Origin of the sequence: Mesorhizobium sp. M0037 (assembly GCF_040323635.1) — a bacterium.
In the GTDB taxonomy this organism is placed as follows: Bacteria; Pseudomonadota; Alphaproteobacteria; order Rhizobiales; family Rhizobiaceae; genus Mesorhizobium.
The window spans coordinates 24,678-43,322 of record NZ_JAMYVB010000031.1 but is presented as its reverse complement, the minus strand read 5'-3'; the positions used below and the strand labels follow the sequence as shown (position 1 = coordinate 43,322).

Below are 18,645 nucleotides of genomic sequence, written 5' to 3'. Positions count from 1 at the left end.
GATGAATGGGCAGTGCAGCGGGCCAGATATATGACTCTGGAAACGATCAGCCAGATGAGCGATGATCCCCTGATCAGCCTGCCAGTCGCGCGCTGATCAGCCCGGCCCATGCCGGAGAGCACGGCGACTAATGCCGCCAGCTACACCACGCCGCGGGACACGATCTGACGGGCAAAATGGCCGGATTATGCCTTCTCAAAAAACAGAAAGGGAAACCATGGCGCGAATAGCAGTTATATGATCTCTGCCAGGGACTTTCGTTCACCGGGGCAACGAGAAATGACGATCCGAGGTGTCCAATGCAGAATGGCTCGGGCGGCGCTGGGACTGAAAATAAGCGAGCTGGCCAGCCTTGCGGGGGTCGCCCCGACAACGATCACGCGATTGGAAGCTGGCACTCCAATAGGTCCACGAACACTCAGCTCGATTGAAAAAACTCTTGAGGAGGGAGGTATCAGGTTTGTCTTCGCTGAGAATGGAGACTGCGGCATAATGCTGAGTCCGTTTCAAATTACCTTTGTTGTGGAGTAGTATATATAAGTACAGCAGGGCAACTGCTAAGAAATCACCTGTCAAGCCACGCAGGAGGCGGCTGATGGAATATTTTTGCGGACTGGATGTTGCGTGGACGAAACTGCGGTGTCCGTCGTCGACGAACATGGTGAGGTGCATTTGACGGTCAAGGTGGAGACCGATCCGGATGCGTTGTTCGTGGTGTTGAAGCCGTTCGTGGCGCGGCTGCGGCGCGTCGGCCACGAGGCCGGATCGCTGTCGCCCTGGCTCAATCCCGAGCTTCTGAAACGCGGCCTTCCGGCGATCTGCCTGGAGACACAGCACGTGGGCGCCGCGATGTCGGCGCAGCGCAACAACACGGATGCCGCCGATGCGCTCGGCATCGCCCACATCATGCGCACCGGCTGGTTTCGTCAGGCCCATATCAAGACGCAGGATTGCTATCGGATGCGGCTTTTACTGACCCACCGGCGCAACCTGAAGCGCAAGTTCGTCGATTTTGAGAACGCCTCCGGCACTCGCTGAAGGCGTTCGGCATCAAGCTTGGCGGCACGTCGCGTGGCGCTTTCGACCAGGCGGTGCTCGCGGCCGATCCGCTGTCAGCCGAGTTGATGGACGCCATGTTGTCGGGGGCGCGCCGTTCAGTGGCGGGAATATTGCCGGCTGCACGATCTGGTGGTGAGATCGTCGCGCGTAGCGAGCTGTGCCGACGCTTCATGGCCATCCCCGGCGTCGGCCCGGTGACGGCGCTCTCCTTCATGACGGCGATCGACGATCGCGCTTCCGCCGCTCGCGTGACGTCGCCGCCTACTTCGGGCTGACCTCGCGGCGATGGCAGTCGAGCACATCGATCGACGTCCAGGGACGCATCTCGAAGGCTGGCGACGCGGCCGTGCGGCGCGCGCTCTACGAGGCGGCGTCGGCGCTGATGACGCGCCTCCGCGGCATGGACAAGGGCAAAAGCTTGGGCCGGGAAATCGCCAAACGCTCCTGCCATCGCAAGGCGTGCGTGGCGGTGGCGCGCAAGCTGGCGGTGATCATGCACGCCATGTGGAGCGACGGAACGTTCTACGTCGGCGATCCGGCGGCAAGCCCAACCGACGCTGCCCAGCGCGCTCATCTCAAGGACCGCAAGCTGCTCGGAGCCCATCGATGAGCAGGGGATCGTCAGTTGAAACGCAGGGCGTCAGCAACGTGAACGACGCCAACTGAACACGAAGATCCGCCTTGGCGGATGAGGACCGATGCAGACCAGGAACGACGGAACGCACGTTATCTTGCCTGCGGCCGCGCCGATCCACAGACGGCCGGACCGCGCTCGATTGCCTGTGACGATGCTCCGCCAGTCCGATGGAAAAGTGCGCCACGACGGTTCGAGCGCTGCCACAGTGCAGCCGAAACACCCGTCGCAGAGCGCGTAAGACTGCTCGGCGCATCGGAACTCGACGCCAAAACGTGGAAACGTAGCGTGGAGAATAAATTCGTATATTATCGTAGATGGAAGGAGAAACGACGATGCGTACAAATTCTCGCCTAGCACGACCGATTAAGACGGCTAGATAAAAGGCCGCGAGGTGCGGGCTGTGGCGGTCGTGTTATTCCAATAGGTTATTCCCAATTTTCGCGAGGTGTGGGTTTTCCCTGCACCTCCCAAGATCGTTGATTTTCGTTCTTCGTCCGTAGCTTAGTGCGATGTGCGGCAGCCCGACTGGCCTTTGTGGGGGCTGGGCCGGGAAAGGAGGGCGTGGTCTGAGACTGTTCTTGAGGTCGCCGCTCGTCAGTAGATAACGAGCGGTTGGACAGACCACGTTAGAACCTCGCCGATCTAGCCCGCGATCGGCGAACGGCTCGCTGCAGCAGAGGGGTTTCACCTCGGCCCGTAGAGCCGACGTCGCCAGCTCCGGCCATAGGATGGCAGCCGAGCGCAGGCTTGTCGGCTGGCGCCATCCTCCGCACGGCGGATACATAGGCTTCACCGCCCCAATGGAAGCGCCCGGTCGCGACAAGCCCGCGCCCAAATCGAAGCTTCCTCAGGGCGGTCGGACGCGGCATCCTTTCCGAGATGCAGGCGCCGTGCATCGCCCTGCCGCACGGGCTCTCGACGGCCAGAGATCTGGCCATCCTGACACGAATACGCAAATCGTCGTGTTACGGTCTGATGGTTTTTACGCCACTGGCCTTATCGCCATCAAGCAATTGGGAGAGGTTGCCATGTCTAGGATCAACCGCCGCGCCTTGCTCCTCCACTCCGGCAGCGCAGTCGTCGCCTCGTCGATGACGGCAACGGCGCTCGGCGCAGAGCCGCCGAGCCGAGACCAAGAGCCGTCCAGTTATCTGCGAGCGCTGATTGAGGCGCACAAGACAGCCTATACTGAGTTCGGCAAAGCTCTGCACGAGATAGGCGGTGGCAGCGACGACCCCGCCAGAGCCAGCCGGGAAGAGGAGAGGGTGCTTCTCGCCATCTGCGGCTATCCTGCCGTCGGGGAAGGGGATCGCCTGGCCAAGGCCCGATATCTTTTGGAGATCGAGGCGCGCGGCGAACTCGACCTCGCAGAGCATACCCAGGCCGTTCTTCAATCGACGATGTTGAAGGGTTGATCTGACCGGCGCGGATGGTCAGGTGTGAATGTCTGGTATGCGCCTCATTCCGGCCGTTCATCCAGCTTCGGCAAGTTCCAGAACGCCGCCGACTCGCAACTTGAAGGCCGTCAATCATCCCCCTCCCTTCACCAACAGCGTCACGGATGAATCACATTACATCGAGCTAAATGCAAGGCGCTCACAAGCCTCGACGTAGTTACCGTCGAGACACGAGGATGATATTGAGACCGATCGCAGCAATGACGACACATTCAGGCCATGTCCAGAGATCTCGACAATTTCATTGAGCTCGATCGCACCTTTCGCGACCTCGCCATCTCCGATGATGAGGGCGATGAGGCGAAAATGGTGCGCCTTTGGGAGCGCCAGACACCGACCCGCTGGCCCGATCTTCTGAAGGAACCTCGAGTCATCATGCTGGCGGAGGCAGGATCGGGCAAGACTGAGGAAATACGGCACGTCTGCCGACGCCAGCGGCAAGACGGCAAGCAGGCGTTCTTTCTGCGTATTGAGCATGTGGTCGAGGATCTCGAGACCAGCTTCGAGGAAGGGAGCCTCGAGGAATTCGAAGCGTGGATCGCATCGGGCGAACCCGGTTGGTTGTTTCTCGACTCCATCGACGAGGCGCGCCTGCGTGACCCCAAGGACTTCGAGCGTGCAATCCGCAAGATCGGTAGAAAGATCGAGCGCATTCTCCAGCATGCGCACATCGTCATTACGGGCCGCACAGAGGCGTGGCGGCCGACGACTGACCTTCTGTTGTGCAGGAATAATCTGCCCTGGATGATTCCGGCCACGGCTACACAAGACGAGCCCGAATTCCAGGGGGAATATGCCATTGCGCCCGATCGGACCATCAAACGGCCCAGCAAAAAAGGGCCGTTCCGCATCGTGACCTTGGAGGATCTGCATGGAAGCCAAGTCGACACATTCGCCCATGCCAAGGGCGTCGTGGATCTGAAGTCCTTCAGAAAGGCGGTCGATCGTGCCGAGGCGTGGTCGTTCACCACGCGGCCGCTTGATCTCGCCGAGACGATCGAGTTCTGGAACGATCACCAGAGTATCGGGTCACGTCTCGATCTGATGACGAGCAGCATCGCCAAGCGATTGGAGGAGCGCGACCAGGACCGCGCCGATGCGCGACCTATCTCCATTGAACGAGTTCGCGAAGGTGCCCGACTGGTCGCGGCGGCCACGACTCTGTGTCAGGAATCCGCGATCCGGGTTCCCGACGGGCATCAGAATGCGAAGGGCCTGCCGATCAAGGACGTACTGACTGATTGGAACGATCAGGATTGCACAACCTTGCTCAGCCGTCCGATCTTCGACCCCGGGATCTACGGGACTGTGCGTTTCCATCATCGTTCGGTCCGAGAATATTTGACCGCCGAGTGGCTCCATTCGCTGCTTGTTGACGAAGGATCGCGCGCGAAGATCGAGAGCCTGTTCTTCCGCAAGCAATATGGCATCGAGGTGATCGTGCCGACGATGCGGCCTGTGCTGCCGTGGCTTGCGGTGCTTGACCGCCGAATCCTAAACAAGGTCGTGGATATGGCACCGGAGATCCTGTTCGAGGGCGGCGATCCCAGTAAGCTGCCGCTCGAGACGAGGCGCCGTATCCTGTGCCAAACCTGTGAGCAGCTTGCGCAGCCTGCGCAGGGTCGCAGCGTCATGGACTATGAGGCGGTGCAGCGTTTCGCCAACCCCGATCTTGCCGACGATATACGCGCGCTGCTCGACCGATATGCCGGTGATGACGACATCACTTGGTTTTTGCTGCGAATGGTTTTTCAGGGTGGTCTCGAGGCGCTGGCCGACAAGGCCAAGCATTTCGCGCTCACCTCGCGCGCCAAATATACCCGCATCGCGGCGATCCGGGCAGTCCTCACCGTCGGCACCCCGACCGATGTCGCGGAAGTGCGCCGGAACTTCGTGGGAGAGGGACCATCGCTGTCCCGCGACTGGCTCGGCGAGCTGCTGGTCGATCTGCCTTACACGACGGAGGCGATCGCCTGGCTCATAGAGGCGCTTGAAGGCTCGGCAACCAAGGATCCGCATCAGGTCGATCCGCTGAATGACCCTCTTGCGCGCTACGTCAACGAGCTCCCGCTCGCACTGCTCGGACCGCTCATGGAGGGTCTGGTGTGCCTCCTTCAACGCGAGCCAGTGGCCGAGCGTCGGCATTGTGAGATATCGCAGCAATATGGATGGCTGGCCTCGACGACTGCGCGCGTGGCGATGCGGCTGATTGAGGCGCGTGACCCTGCGGCGCTGTCGTCGGCGACTCTGACGGCGCTCCGGTTGCTCCCGATCGCGAGCGACTATGGCCGCCACGATTTCGAGGACATCCGCAAAGGGTTGCCGGACCTCGTGAAGGGATGGGCGGACCTCAACCATAGCGTGTTCTGGCAATCCGTCGCACAGGAGCGCGCGTGGCGGGAGCGCGAGAAAGACGAGCGTCTTACCGACTATTGGCATGTGTCGATTTTCGGTAACTACTGGGCCTTTGATCCAACCGGCTTCGATATCATCGCAGACGACATCGCCAATCGGCCGCTACCTGACGACCGCCTCATCGCGCTGACCCTCGCATTCCGTCTGTTCGTCGCTGGCGGGCGTCCGCGGAAGTGGCGCGAGCGGTTGAAACGTCTCGTCGACAAAGAGGAAACCTTGCGCTCGAAGCTGGAGGCTCTGCTGCATCCTCCTGCTGGCGAGCTGGTGAAATATCGCAGGCAGGAGGCGCAGTGGAAGCGTCGGGACGCGCGGATATCGGTGGCCCGAGATAAGCGGCTGGAGCGAGACAAGATGCTCCTAGCCGAACGCGTCGATCATATCCGCTATCCGGGCAAGCCAGGCATCTACACCCACGATCAGCATTATCTGCATGAGCGGATGCGATTGTCGGCCAACGACAACAACAACCACTGGACCGAGGGCAATTGGCGTTCGCTGATCGAGGCTTACGGCGAGCCGGTAGCCAGCGCGTTCCGCGATGCCGCGGTGCGGTTCTGGCGCGACTACCAACCTCGGACCCAGTCACAGGGGGCCTCGACCAATCAGACCCCTTCCGCGGTGATCTTCGGTTTAACCGGACTCGCGATCGAAGCGCGCGAGGAGGAGGAATGGCTCCAGCGCTTGAGTCGAGCCGAGGCCGAAAAGGCGGCGCAATACGCGCTTGCCGAGCTGAACGGATTTCCGGCTTGGCTGCCAGACCTCTACGGGGCGTTTCCCGAGCAGGTCGGCGCTGTCCTGCTGAAGGAAATCCGCCACGAACTGACGAATGAGACCAGCGACGGTGAAAGCCACTACGTCCTGTACAACATGGCATGGCATGGCCGATGGGCCTGCGATCAGATCGCCACAGCCCTGTTGCCCACGCTTAAGGGCAAACGGGTCAATCCGCGCAACCTCGGCTACCTTCTGTCGATCATTCAGGGCTCATCGGTATCCGACGTGGAGCTGGCCAAGATCGCGGCCCAAAAGGCAAGCGCGAAATACGATCCGGTTTTCAGCCCGATCTGGTTTGCCACATGGGCCGGCGTTGACCCAGACGCGGCAATCCCGGCGCTCGCTGCCCGTCTTGCGGCATTGAACGATCCTGTTGAACAGACCAATCTCGCCCTTCGCTTCGTCGTATCGTTACTAGGAGGGCGGCGGCAGGAAGGCCGAGCGCGGCTCGCCTACCGCACTGTCGAGCACATGAAGACGCTATATCTTCTGATGACGAGGTACATTCGCGAGGAAGATGACATCGAGCGTGCTGGGAAGGGCGTGTACTCGCCAGGGCTCCGCGACGATGCACAGGACGCCCGTAACGCACTTTTCACCTTCATCCGCGAGACCCCGGGCAAAGAGGCCTATCTCGCGCTGGTGGAGATGGAACACACGCACCCTGCCGCGAGATCTCGGCCGTGGATGAGGTTTCACGCCAAGACCAAGGCGACCCTCGATGCCGATTTTGCTCCCTGGAAGCCGAGCCAAGTCAAGGAGTTCAACGATGCCAGGGTCGCGACACCAGCTAATCACCGCGACCTATGGTATTTCGGCGTCGAGCGGCTCGAGGATCTTAAACACGATCTCGAGCATGGGGATGAGAGCATCGCTTCGATCCTGCAGGGCACCGATCAAGAAACCGAATTCCGCAAATTCATTGGGGGCTGGCTTCGCGGCAGGGCTGGGGGCCGATATAGCATCCCGCCTGAAGAGGAATTGGCCGACGCCAAGCGGCCCGACTTGAGATTTCGAGGCGCGAAGTTCGACGCTCCGGTTCCCGTCGAGCTTAAGGTCGCTGACAACTGGACGGGTCCGCATCTGTTCGAGCGCATGGAGGTGCAACTCGGCGGTGACTATTTGCGCGATGCCCGCTCCAGTAGGGGCATCTTTCTCCTCGTTTATATCGGTACAAAGAAAAGCTGGGATTTACCTGGCGGTGGCAAAGCCGAGAGCTTCGAGGCCCTGCTCACAGCACTTCGCCAGCATTGGTCCGTGATTTTCAGTCAACACCCCAATGTAGAGGATCTGGCGGTCGTCGGCATCGACCTAACCTTGCGTGGCCTCGACACTAAGACGGTCAAGGCAGCCACTAAGGCGCGAAAGTCCGCAGGGAAGGACAAGAGGGCGGGTTCTGTAAAGCCACGAGAAGAAGGAGGTGCGAGTTTAACCGGCAAACGGGGCAAACCGACGCGCGGCGAATAAGGTGCAGGAGCCCCAACATTTCACGCGCCCGATTGCCGTATGTGCAGATAGTCGTGAGTGCAAGCTCTACGTTCTGAGCGTCAGCTTTGCTCAACCTGAAGCAAAAGCTGCCAGGCCGCTGCCCGGCCCCGTTGCGGCCATTTCGCAACTCGTCTGATTGGCCGCTACGCGTCTCGCCCCAACTCGACGCCATCCCACCAGACGTTACTTCATTCGTAGTCGATCACGGTCGCCGCAACCTCACGCCCGGATGATTGCCATTCGTAAATTCAACACCCTCGGCCTCAAGAACAGCACGGATTTTGTCCTGGGTTTCATCGGAGACGACGGCGGCGCGCTCACTGTCGCTCTCACATCGTTTTACCGTCGGAATAGAAACACCAGCCCTACGGGCAAGCTCCGATTGTGAGAGAGCTATCAATGCTCGAGCCGCTCGCATTTGTGCTGCTGTTACCAATTTCTATTTGATCCCTTTAGATCATTGCGTTATGATCCAAAGGTATCAGTGGATACCCTTGGCCTTGGTCTGGGGCGCGGCTAGACGCGGTGTTGACGCACCATGCCTAGCCTGACCACGCCTAAGCTTCTGGGAGCTCGGATCATGGCTGATTCCGACAATAACACGACTTTGCCTTTCGTCACGCGCAGGAAGGTGCTTGCGGGAACAGCAATCGCAATGGCGGCGACACAGGCTACATCGTTTGCTCGCAGCGACTTGGAGGGTGATGACGCCATTGATCCTGCTGTGTCGGTGTGGAGACGATGGCAGGCGGCTTGGGAGGAGACTGAACAACTTTGCAATCAGCAGCAGCGGTTGGAGAGGGTACTTATCGAGACCGTTGGTTTCCCTTGCACGACAGTGAAGTTGTCCGACGGCGAGAGCGTGACCGTTCACTCTCTTGGAGCCCTCCAAGAATTGCTGCGTGTTCGTCCGGCGAACACAGTAGCCCGCGCTCGGGCTGAAACCGAAATCGTAGCCCATCAGGCGCGCTGGGATGCCGCCGGTAGGGAGATTGGTTATTCGACATCGTTACTTACGGAGTGCGAAGCTGCCGAGCGCGCGCAGGCATTGCTCGAACTTTTATCCCAGGTTCCTGCTACGTCACTGGCTGGTATAGCCGCTAAGCTAGATGCAGTGCTTAGGGAAGGGGAGTATTCGCTACACGACGGTGAATCCCCGTGGCCACAGATCCGCTCGGCTTTGGACGATATAGCTCGGATCAGGGAGCAGAAAGTCACGAGCTGAAACCTCGGCACTAAGGTTCCGAAATCGCGATCATTCGGCGGTTTGGTGATTTTCGCCCGGGCTTACCGAGACAAACTCTCTCCACATGGAGCGACTGATGCAGTTCCGAAAGGCATTTGCGGAGCCAGGACGCCCCCGCGTCTTCAGCGCGTCGGCAAACCATGGAACCGAGAGTAGCCCGCACCCTGCTGATCAATATGTCGGCAGGCAGATCGCTGCGGTTCGCGTGCAGTCGGACGTATCGCAGGCCCAGCTTGCCCGATCCATAGGCATCAGTTTCCAGCAGCTTCAAAAATATGAGAACGCGAAAAACCGCGTGAGTGCCTCCATGCTCTACGAGATCGCTAGTTCACTGGCCGTCCCGGTCAGCCGTTTTTTCGGAGGCCTACCGGGCAATGAGACTGACCGTGACGTTCCCACGCTACCGGTCGATGAGCGCATCAATTTTATTGCCAGCGCGGAAGGCCGACGCCTGATTGAAGGGCTGGTGCAACTTCATCCACGGGTGCGCAGCCGTGTGTCGGCCTTGATCTCCGCATTGGGGGAGGAACTGGCAGTCGTAGACCCAAAGCAGGAGAGCGTAGCGTCTGCCGGACCCAACCCGGTCGAACGCCGGTTTGTTAGATGTTTCCTTTTCGAAGGTCGGGAGTGCTCCTTTCATCACAGCCTCGTTGTTTAGCAGGCGCTGGGAGTGCCAGAACCCCGGAATGACCCCCGGAAGCGAAACGGAAGTAGAAAAGGAAACGGGAGCGTACATAACGGTCATGCGAGATTACGCAGATTTCGACGATGCTTGCTCTGACCGCGCAATCGCGCGTTCGAAACCGGGCAAGTGCAATGAAGGCAACACACAGAGATGCCGGTCGGCAGATCGAGCCCGGCCCATCTTCTCGGACGCGCGCTGTCGACGACGCCTTTCTCGAGCGAACCGTTCAACTCTTCGAGGCACGCACCGGTCGTTCGCTATCCAAGGAAGATGCGCGCCAGATCGTGGAAAACGTCAGCGGGTTTTTTCGCATCCTTGCCGAATGGCACAAGATGGATTGAGCCGAACTGACCCGCGCCTGATATCGCGCTATGACTCTTGCCCGTCTCAAATGACACGAGAGAACCGGTTCGGCCGACTGCAGGTTCGCACGTTGTGGCCAGTCCTGACCGGGCGACATGTTAATCACACGCGCCGTTTCGTGACCGCGAAGGAGCGGAGATGAAGCTGATCGACAAGCGACTAGCACCGAAGGCGAAGCCCGGCAGCTTGGTGAAAGCGCTGCTTTATGCGCGCGTGTCCTCAAAAGAGCAGGAGAAAGAAGGCTTTTCGATCCCGGCGCAATGCAAGTTGCTGAGAGAATATGCTCTTCAGCGGCAGTTTGGCATTGTTGAGGAATATGTTGATGTCGAGACCGCCAAGAACACCGGGCGGACCAACTTCGGCGAGATGGTCAAATATCTGCGCAAGCATCCTGGCGTACGCGTCATCCTGGTCGAGAAGACCGATCGCCTCTACCGCAACCTCAAGGATTGGGTGACTCTCGACGAACTCGATGTCGAGATCCACCTTGCCAAGGAGGGCGTGGTGCTGTCGCGCGACTCTCGATCCTCGGAAAAGTTCATGCATGGCATCAAGGTGCTGATGGCCAAAAACTACATCGACAACCTTTCTGAGGAAGCCCGGAAAGGGCAGATGGAAAAGGCGGAGCAGGGCATCTGGCCGTCCAAGGCGCCGCTCGGCTATCTCAACGTCACGGCCAAGAACGGCAAGAAGGTCATCGAGCCGGACCCGGTGGTTGCGCCGGTTGTCACCAAGCTGTTCGAGCGGTACGCGACTGGCCTGTATTCACTCAAGGCGCTCACGAAGGCGGCGCATTGCGACGGCCTCATCCATCCAAAGAGCGGCAATCCGGTACCGGTCAGCACCGTGCATACGATTTTGCGCAATCGGCTCTATACGGGCCTGTTTCAATGGAATGGCAGGCTGCACCAGGGCAAGCACGAGCCGCTGGTATCGATCGACCTCTGGGAACGGGTCCAGGGCGTTCTGGCAGGCCGGCATGCGACGCCTATCCATTCCTATGGTTATGAATTCGCCTTCTCGGGCCTCATGACCTGCGCTGATTGCGGCTGTGCGGTCGTGGCGGAGGTCAAGAAGGGGAAATACATCTACTACCACTGCACGGGACATGCCGACAAAGGCCGGGGCGGCTATGCCGACTGTCGCCGCAAATATGTTCGCGAGGAGGTGCTGGATAAGACCTTTGCGGGGCTCCTGGACCAACTCCATTTCGATGAGGAGGTGCTGGAATGGGTACGGGACGCGTTGAAGGCGAGCCATGCAGACGAGCGGCGGGAGCAGGAACAGGCGATTGAGCGGTGTCAGACTCAGTACAAGCGTCTCGAAGATCGCCTCAACGCTATGTACCTGGACAAGCTCGACGGCCGCATCGACAATGCCTTCTATGACCGCATGTCGGCGCAATGGCGCGTCGAACAGACGCGTCTAATGCGTGAGATCGAGCGCCACGGCGAGGCGCAGGAATCATACATGGATGATGGAATCCAACTGCTCGAACTGGCCCGCAACGCCAGCCAAATGTTCACTCACCAGGCCCCAAATGAGAAAAAACGGCTTTTGAATCTGGTGCTGTCGAACTGCGAATGGAATCGCGGCGAGGTCCGCGCGATGTTCAGGCAACCGTTTGATTTACTTGCGGAAACGGCCGCGTCTGCGGCAGCTGCACAAGCTGGTGGGGATGTGTCGTTGACGAGGCATCCAATTTGGCTGGGGTTCCTGGAAGCTTTTCGAACTTTCTGGGTCACGCCTCAGCCCGAATTGCTGGCACTTGTGAAGGACGTCGGGGCGCATGTATTTGCTCTGGGGCAGGCTTGATCGACGTATGTCGGATTTCGTCCCGGGGATGAACTGGCCCCGCTTCATCGCCCCTTCGAGACTCTTTGGGAGAGCCGTCAGGGTGAAACTTCCGAGCTGCGAGACTTGGACGCCGGCATGTTAGCCAAGCGTCGCCGCTCTAAGCCTGGGCAACGTCTGCCCCCGCGGCGCCTTGGCATCCCGCGCCAGAGTCTTCGTCGCTACAGCCACTCGATCTTCAGGATCTGGTGCAGTTCAAGCCGTTCAGCGATGAGGTGCCGGTGGCGCCATGGATGCGGTCGAAGAACCCCACGCCGGTTATGCGCGCGGCTGTCGGCTTCGCCTTCGCCTCAAAGGTCGGCATCTCCAAGGCTTGGTCCAGAGGCGTGGGGAACGAGACTAGCAGCCTCTCCATGTCCGCGCCGCTGCATCCCCAAACACGTTGGCCGGCCGCGGTTGGCCATGTCGCGCGACGTTACCGACTTGGGCGGCAATGAAGATTGTTCCGGCGATGCCTGTTGGGCGCAGCGCCGATTTTCCGTCGCTAAAGCGGTTCAATGGGCAGGTTGACATTCTCGTGTCGGGCTCCTTCCGGATAGACAATCTCGGCTGATCTCAGCCACTTATCCATTCTAGTGATGCAGTGGGTGATGCTCTCGCTCGATTTCAACGCCTGAATAACGGCAAGAAGCTCAAGATATACCATGTTAAGTTGAATTTTTCCTTTCCTTGGTTTTCAATTGTGATCGACATGTGAGGCCACGCTCTGTCGATTGCTTTTTCGCTCAAGTGATTCCGATGATCCGAAACATGCGCGGCCTTCTTATCCGCGACGTATTTAATGACCTCCCTCCGCCGCACCGGTGTTCCATGTACCGCGATCGCGAGACCTTTCAGATATTCCGAGAGGGAGACGTCGGCGTCGTCCCGAAATCGCCAAGGGGTCCCAGTCAAAGGAGGTTGCCCCTTTAGCGAGAACACAGCAGCGATATTCGGGAGCCGATCCCCGGCCCAACGGTAGTTACCGCACGTCAAAAGCACGGCGGGGTGAATAGGGTCGAAATCCAGCATCCGCGCGAGAACTCTCAGGCCCGAACTCGGGATCAAGAGGCGTCCCGCGTTGAACAAGTCTCTCTCCGATAGCAAACGCCGCAGAATGGTACTGCGACCGCGGATTTCAGCGGGCAGTTCCGCCACATTTGTGGTCATCTCCCTGGTCACGAACCGAAAATCCTCCACAGTTATCCGGGCAAGATCAAACTCCGCTTCAGAGAGAAGGCGATCCGGCGATTTTAACCGAAAGTGCGGCTTGACCAAATATGAGAACAGTAGCGCTTTGGCTGGCTTGTCCATTAGCAATCCTCAAGGACCAAGCATGCAGCATACACGTCTCTGGTCGGGCTTATGGGTCGAAAAGTTCGGCGAAATCGCCATTTTCTAGCGACGGTTGTCGAGGTTCGGCCATGTGGGTGCCACCCGGCCCTCCGGCGGGTGGCCAGGGGCAATCGCTAAGGCCGACACTGTGCACTGATCGGGGCGAGCGGCTTACCGCGCCTTCAAGGGTAACTGCTTGGAAGGCGGATCGACAAGCTGCTCGCCCGGCGTGAGTCGCCTACATCCAAGCCTGCAGCCATTTGAGGCCGAACGCACCGGGCGCGAGTATCCCTGTCGCCCAGAGGATCGCCGAGGAGACGTTGGCGATCTGGAATGTCAGGACGCGCATTTCGCAGATACCTGCAACCAGCGGAACGGATGCCCGCAACGGACCGGAGAAGCGGCCGATAAACACCCCAAGCCCACCCCAGCGTTCGAAGAATCTATGGCCACGCGGAAGCAGATCTGGGTAACGCTTCAGCGGCCAATAGTGCGAAACCCGGTCTCCCAGCCGCGTGCCAACCCAGAAAGACAGCCAATCGCCAAGTGCCGCGCCGACGATAACGGCGAGCCACAACGGCCAGAACGCGATCCCACTTTCGCCGATCAGAAAACCGATGCCAACGAGGATCACGGTCGCGGGAAGTAAGAGCGAGATGAAGGCCAGCGATTCGCCGAAGGCCAGCATGGTCACGAGCGGAATGCCCCATGCCTCATGCGCCCGCATAAAAGCGATGGTCGCTTGCGTGATCTCGTCGAGCCTCATACGTTGGTTTCCTGCTTCACCCCTACCAAGGCGACAAATCCCGATATTTAGAACCAACCCCGCCACTTGAACCAACCAACGGAATGATAGCGCTGAAAGCGATCATGGCCAGTCCATAGGGGTAGCCGAAGGCCCAGTCGTATTCGGGCATGGTCTTGAAGTTCATGCCGTAGATGCCCGCGATTAGGGTCGGCGGAATGCCAACGATCGAGACGATGGTGAGGATTTTGAAGATGTCGTTCTGGGAGATGCCGATCAGCCCGACCATGGCATCGAGCAGGAACTGCACCTTATCGGAGAGATGGACCTCATAATCGTCCAGCGAAGCCACGTCTTGCTTCAGGCCGTTCATTCGCGACGCTACCTTCTCGTCGCCCCAGTCCCCGGCCATCGCGGACGCGAAATCGATGGCGCGCCCCAGGGCAAGCAAGGCATCGCGCTTTTCCGAGAGATAGTCACCCAGCCGGCCGACATGGCGCAACTGGGCGCGAATAACCTTGTTTGAGCGGATCGCCTTACGGCCCTGGCTGTCCGGCACATGGAAGGCGGCGGCAGAAAGGGTGCGCAGGTCCGTCGACTTCGTCGCCCGGCGAGGCGCGCGGCACCGTCGAGACCTGCAGCGGCTCCAGCGTCTCGCTGCCTTGGCGCCTGATCTCGAATTCGAGGCTGGCGTCCTCCGACGGAAGCGGTCGCGAGCTGTGAAAGCCCAGCAGCACTAGGAAAACGTGGCGCCGGCTGGTCTCTCGCATCCTTGACCGCGCCGGCAGCGGAGTGGCAGCAGTCACAAAGACCCTGATTGTCACCCTGAAACAGCTGAATGAGTAACTTATCTCGGCTTGTCGCAACCATAGTGTGGTTGACCCGGCACGCGCTCCGGATTTATTTTGGGAATTATCCAATCGTGACGTCGATTTCCATGCTGGAGGCCGCTATGCGGATAGGCACTTCTTTCTTGGTGCTGGCGACTGTGCTGGCGTCTTCAAATTCGTTTGCCGACCCTGTCCAAACGTCAGAAGACATCGTCAAGTTTTTCGGCAATGCGACTGATCTGGGCCCGTCGCGTGGAATATGCATCGGCACTGAAGACGAATGCAAGAGCAAAGCGGACGCGTCAGTGCCAACCGGCCTCGACATGTTGATCAATTTCAGCCTCGATTCTGCTGAGTTGCAGCCGGAGGCGCGAACAAAACTCGGCGAATTTGCCAAGGCGCTGAAAGACAACCGTCTAAGGGCGCATAACTTCATCGTCGAAGGCCACACCGACGCCTCGGGCTCGGCTATCTACAATCAAGGACTTTCGGAACGACGGGCGCAATCAGTGACGGCATTCCTCCTATCGAACGGAATCGAACCGTCACGCATCAGGGCAATTGGCGAGGGCAAAAGCCATCCGAGAGTCGCCGATCCCTCCGACCCGGTCAACCGGCGGGTCGAGATGCGGATAAACTTGCCATAGTCATATTGGACTGCCGGGGGGGTTCGTCGCGTTGACATTCTCGCGGGACGTTCTGAGTTCAATGGTGCTCGAATGGCACTTAGGCCAACTCTAGAAAATGCCGCCTTCCGAATTTCGCCACCAATGTCGGGCTCTGCTCCGTCTGCGCGGCGCCTGACCTGCGGGTGATGGTCTGCCAACGCGCTTAACCGCGCGGCGGCCAGCGTTGATTGCTCACCCTTGACCGTCAAGAAGGGCTCGCAATTCATCGAGTTTGGTGTTTACGAACCAGCCGTAGTAATTCTCCACCGGCAGCTTTCGTCCGGATCCCTTTGCCGCAGCTTCGCGAAGTTCGGCTGCGCGACGTTGCGGCTGGCCGACATTGTAGAGCGTTGCTGTAATGCCCGGATTCCCGGAAATATCGAACCCCTCCTCGGCATACGCGTCGATCGCCTCCCGCAGGATGGCGGTCGTGTAGATCACGCTGCGCTTCGGATCCATGATGTCGCGGTAGATTGCCTGCGGCCGATCGGGTGAGAGCTTTTCAAAGCCGCTCACCCGATTGACCAGGTCGGTCACTTCCAGCGCCGCCAGAGGGCTGATCTGGCCAAGCCCGAACGTCTGGCCGGCGAAGAACGGTTGAAAGAACGCCCTTTGAAAGGTCACGTTCTCATAGGCGACATTGCCGACAGTTTTTCCGAGGAACTGTGTGTTCCAGACGTCGGTTCGGCAGCTCCACAGTGCCGAACTCCCTTTGGCAGGGGTGCAGCCGGAAAATTCCGGGCGATTGACAAACGACTGCAGCGAAATGCCTTTGTAGCGGAATTCGAAACCGCGTTGGCGTATGCCAGGGCCTTGACGTAGTAGGTTTGCGCCGCATCAACGCTGCTGACGTTGTAGGTATGTTCGCCGACAAGCGCGCCGACAACGTGGATCGGATCGATACCATAGGCAGCGGCCGTATCCTTGATCTGTTGCACGAGCTTTTTATCGTTACTCAGCAACGCCAGAATCTTGTGGTACTTGGCGTCGTAAGTTGTCTTGAAGGCGCGCGTCCTATTCGCTGACGCTGCGGGAATCGGCGGCTGCTGCTCGAACCGGTTTCCGGGAGGAACGACGGTGAGGCCCTTCGCGAGGGCTTCGAGGCCCAATCCGTTGGCAAACACCAGGACAAGGGCGGTCAGCGCCATGAGCGCGTGCCTAGTATTTTTCATGTGTCGCCCCCCGATGAGCAGGGGATACACCCACGCTCGCCGCCCGTTCCCGTATGAACCAATCAAGCTCGATCAGCGTGGCACGCCGGTTGTCAACGCATGACCGCGATCGCCGGGCATGATCGCGCCCTGGGTGTGACGTATCGGTCACTATGCTGGTGCTGACGCCAGCAAATCGTTCGCGGGACCGGCATCTCGGCCAACCTGTTGCCTTGCGAATCTTCGAACACGAGTCTCGCGTTGATCGAGCGTACCGCCCTTGGAAGGTTGCTTTTCACCCTAAACGTTATGATCGGTCCCGTCCGTCCAGGCTTAGCGCACCAAGTTCAGTAGTACGAGCTTGTCCGACCTTCCGCTCAAGCAGTCGCATTGGTGTATCTGCCGTCGGTCCTTGCTACGGATCGCTGCAACATAGTGGTCGAATGCACCTTTTCGTTCCCGCTTCCCAGATGCTAAACGTTCGCTATGCTTTACATTGAACTCGCGACCGTCGTCGTCCTGATCTGCATCAACGGCCTGCTTGCAATGTCGGAACTAGCCGTTGTCTCGGCGCGACCGGCTAGGCTCAAAGGTATGGCCGAACGAGGCCTGAAGGGTGCCAATCGTGCGCTGGCGCTTGGTGCCGATCCCGGAAAATTCCTATCGTCTGTCCAAATAGGGATTACATTGGTGGGCGTGCTTTCCGGGGCCTTCTCAGGCGCTACGCTGGGCGAGCGCCTGTCATTTGTCTTGGCCGCTAGCGGCGTGCCCGGCAACATTGCAGACGCCTTGGGTGTCGGTATCGTAGTGGCAGTCATCACCTATGCCTCTCTGATCGTGGGAGAACTTGTTCCCAAGCAGATTGCACTTCGCAATCCGGAGGGCATAGCAATGCGTGTAGCTCCGGCGATGACCATCGTTGCGAAAATTGGCGCACCGCTGGTGTTCTTACTGGATTTCTCCGGTCGTGGTTTGCTGTGGCTCTTAGGTCAGAAAGGCGAGTCCCAGGAAAAAGTCACCGATGAGGAGATCAAAATGTTGGTTGCCGAAGCCGAGCATCACGGGACCATCGAGGCAGACGAACGCCGGATGATCGCGGGCGTCATGCGTCTGGGAGACCGGGCGGTGCGCGCCGTTATGACACCACGCACCGATGTGGACTGGATCGACATTACCTGGGAAGAAACGAGAGTGCGCAAGGCGATCATCGAGACGGAGCATTCTCTGCTGCCGATTGCCGAAGGTACGGTCGATGCAATGATCGGCGTCGTGCAGATCCGCAAGGTACTGGCGGGCATGCTCAATGGGCAGAAGGTCGATCTCAGGCGTCACCTGCAGAATGCGCCGATCGTGCACGACCAGGCGGACGCGCTTGATGTGCTGACAACACTGAAAGGAGCACAGGTGCCTGTGGCCCTGGTCCACGACGAGTACGGTCATTTCGAGGGCATTGTGACGCCGGCCGACATCCTTGAGGCGATCACAGGCGTGTTCCGTGCCGATCTGGAAGCCGAGGAAGAAACGGCCGCCGTGCAGCGCGAGGATGGGTCATGGCTGCTTGCCGGGTATATGCCCGTTGACGAGATGTGTGATCACCTTGCCATCGAGCTCCCAGAAAATCGCGATTATGAAACAGTTGCCGGTTTCATCCTGTCGCACATGCACCATTTGCCGGCGACAGGCGAAACGGTCGAAGCGGACGGCTGGCGGTTTGAAGTCGTCGATCTTGACGGCAGACGCATCGACAAGGTCATGGCCAGCAAATTACCCAGCGGACGCCGGCTCGCTCGGCATTAAATCAATGATCGCGCAGGATGGCCGCATGTCTCTTGCTGCCGTTCGCGACGATTGATTCACGCCTTGTCGGCAGAAGACGAGCGGTTCGAAGGCGCACATGCCAATTCGACCATGGACCGTGCCGCACGGATCAAAATATGAACGACAACCATCTAGCTGCAA

13 protein-coding genes and 2 pseudogenes are annotated in these 18,645 nt (G+C 59.2%); 10 read left to right on the top strand and 5 right to left on the bottom strand.

Annotated features, from left to right (window positions below; genetic code table 11):
- Nucleotides 1–237 precede the first annotated feature (237 nt).
- From NKJ78_RS29580 to NKJ78_RS29545, 8 genes and pseudogenes are all read left to right on the top strand, one after another.
- Nucleotides 238–531, top strand: coding sequence for a helix-turn-helix domain-containing protein (locus tag NKJ78_RS29580; RefSeq protein WP_348524363.1), 294 nt, complete (start codon nucleotides 238–240; stop codon nucleotides 529–531).
- 64 nt (nucleotides 532–595) lie between these two features.
- Nucleotides 596–1,669 (top strand): annotated as a pseudogene (locus NKJ78_RS29575) (IS110 family RNA-guided transposase).
- 1,055 nt (nucleotides 1,670–2,724) lie between these two features.
- On the top strand, nucleotides 2,725–3,111 hold the full coding sequence (locus NKJ78_RS29570) for a hypothetical protein (RefSeq protein ID WP_032906107.1): 387 nt from the start codon (nucleotides 2,725–2,727) through the stop codon (nucleotides 3,109–3,111).
- A 261-nt stretch (nucleotides 3,112–3,372) separates the two neighbouring features.
- A complete protein-coding gene (gene hyoA, locus NKJ78_RS29565; RefSeq protein WP_352460958.1) occupies nucleotides 3,373–7,809 on the top strand; it encodes an NACHT domain-containing antiphage protein HyoA in 4,437 nt (1,478 codons plus the stop codon).
- Nucleotides 7,810–8,410: 601 nt separating this feature from the next.
- Nucleotides 8,411–9,055, top strand: coding sequence for a hypothetical protein (locus tag NKJ78_RS29560; protein WP_023705515.1), 645 nt, complete (start codon nucleotides 8,411–8,413; stop codon nucleotides 9,053–9,055).
- A 97-nt stretch (nucleotides 9,056–9,152) separates the two neighbouring features.
- The gene (locus tag NKJ78_RS29555) at nucleotides 9,153–9,734 is read left to right on the top strand and encodes a helix-turn-helix domain-containing protein (protein ID WP_084632955.1); all 582 of its coding nucleotides are present in this window, start codon (nucleotides 9,153–9,155) and stop codon (nucleotides 9,732–9,734) included.
- A 158-nt stretch (nucleotides 9,735–9,892) separates the two neighbouring features.
- On the top strand, nucleotides 9,893–10,102 hold the full coding sequence (locus NKJ78_RS29550) for a hypothetical protein (RefSeq protein WP_023705513.1): 210 nt from the start codon (nucleotides 9,893–9,895) through the stop codon (nucleotides 10,100–10,102).
- Nucleotides 10,103–10,262: 160 nt separating this feature from the next.
- On the top strand, nucleotides 10,263–11,939 hold the full coding sequence (locus NKJ78_RS29545; protein ID WP_352460955.1) for a recombinase family protein: 1,677 nt from the start codon (nucleotides 10,263–10,265) through the stop codon (nucleotides 11,937–11,939).
- 217 nt (nucleotides 11,940–12,156) lie between these two features.
- Here NKJ78_RS29545 and NKJ78_RS29540 read toward each other — a convergent pair whose 3' ends face one another.
- The 4 genes from NKJ78_RS29540 to NKJ78_RS29525 all read right to left on the bottom strand — a co-directional run bounded on the left by NKJ78_RS29540 (nucleotide 12,157) and on the right by NKJ78_RS29525 (nucleotide 14,596).
- The gene (locus NKJ78_RS29540; RefSeq protein WP_280940137.1) at nucleotides 12,157–12,282 is read right to left on the bottom strand and encodes a hypothetical protein; all 126 of its coding nucleotides are present in this window, start codon (nucleotides 12,280–12,282) and stop codon (nucleotides 12,157–12,159) included.
- Between the two features lie 302 nt (nucleotides 12,283–12,584).
- Nucleotides 12,585–13,271: a hypothetical protein gene (locus NKJ78_RS29535; RefSeq protein WP_352460953.1), complete on the bottom strand. Its 687-nt coding sequence runs from the start codon at nucleotides 13,269–13,271 to the stop codon at nucleotides 12,585–12,587.
- A 259-nt stretch (nucleotides 13,272–13,530) separates the two neighbouring features.
- Nucleotides 13,531–14,058 (bottom strand): DedA family protein, encoded by a 528-nt coding sequence (locus NKJ78_RS29530; RefSeq protein ID WP_352460952.1) that lies wholly within the window; start codon nucleotides 14,056–14,058, stop codon nucleotides 13,531–13,533.
- Nucleotides 14,059–14,080: 22 nt separating this feature from the next.
- Entirely contained in the window at nucleotides 14,081–14,596 is a 516-nt protein-coding gene (locus NKJ78_RS29525) for a CorA family divalent cation transporter (protein ID WP_023807116.1), read from the bottom strand.
- A gap of 393 nt (nucleotides 14,597–14,989) precedes the next feature.
- Between NKJ78_RS29525 and NKJ78_RS29520 the strand changes: the two genes are divergently transcribed.
- Entirely contained in the window at nucleotides 14,990–15,514 is a 525-nt protein-coding gene (locus tag NKJ78_RS29520) for an OmpA family protein (RefSeq protein ID WP_352460962.1), read from the top strand.
- A gap of 213 nt (nucleotides 15,515–15,727) precedes the next feature.
- Here the strand turns inward: NKJ78_RS29520 and NKJ78_RS29515 are convergent.
- A pseudogene (locus tag NKJ78_RS29515) lies at nucleotides 15,728–16,683 on the bottom strand (DUF1402 family protein).
- A 489-nt stretch (nucleotides 16,684–17,172) separates the two neighbouring features.
- Here NKJ78_RS29515 and NKJ78_RS29510 point away from each other — a divergent pair.
- Entirely contained in the window at nucleotides 17,173–18,483 is a 1,311-nt protein-coding gene (locus tag NKJ78_RS29510) for a hemolysin family protein (RefSeq protein ID WP_023807118.1), read from the top strand.
- Nucleotides 18,484–18,645: the final 162 nt, after the last annotated feature.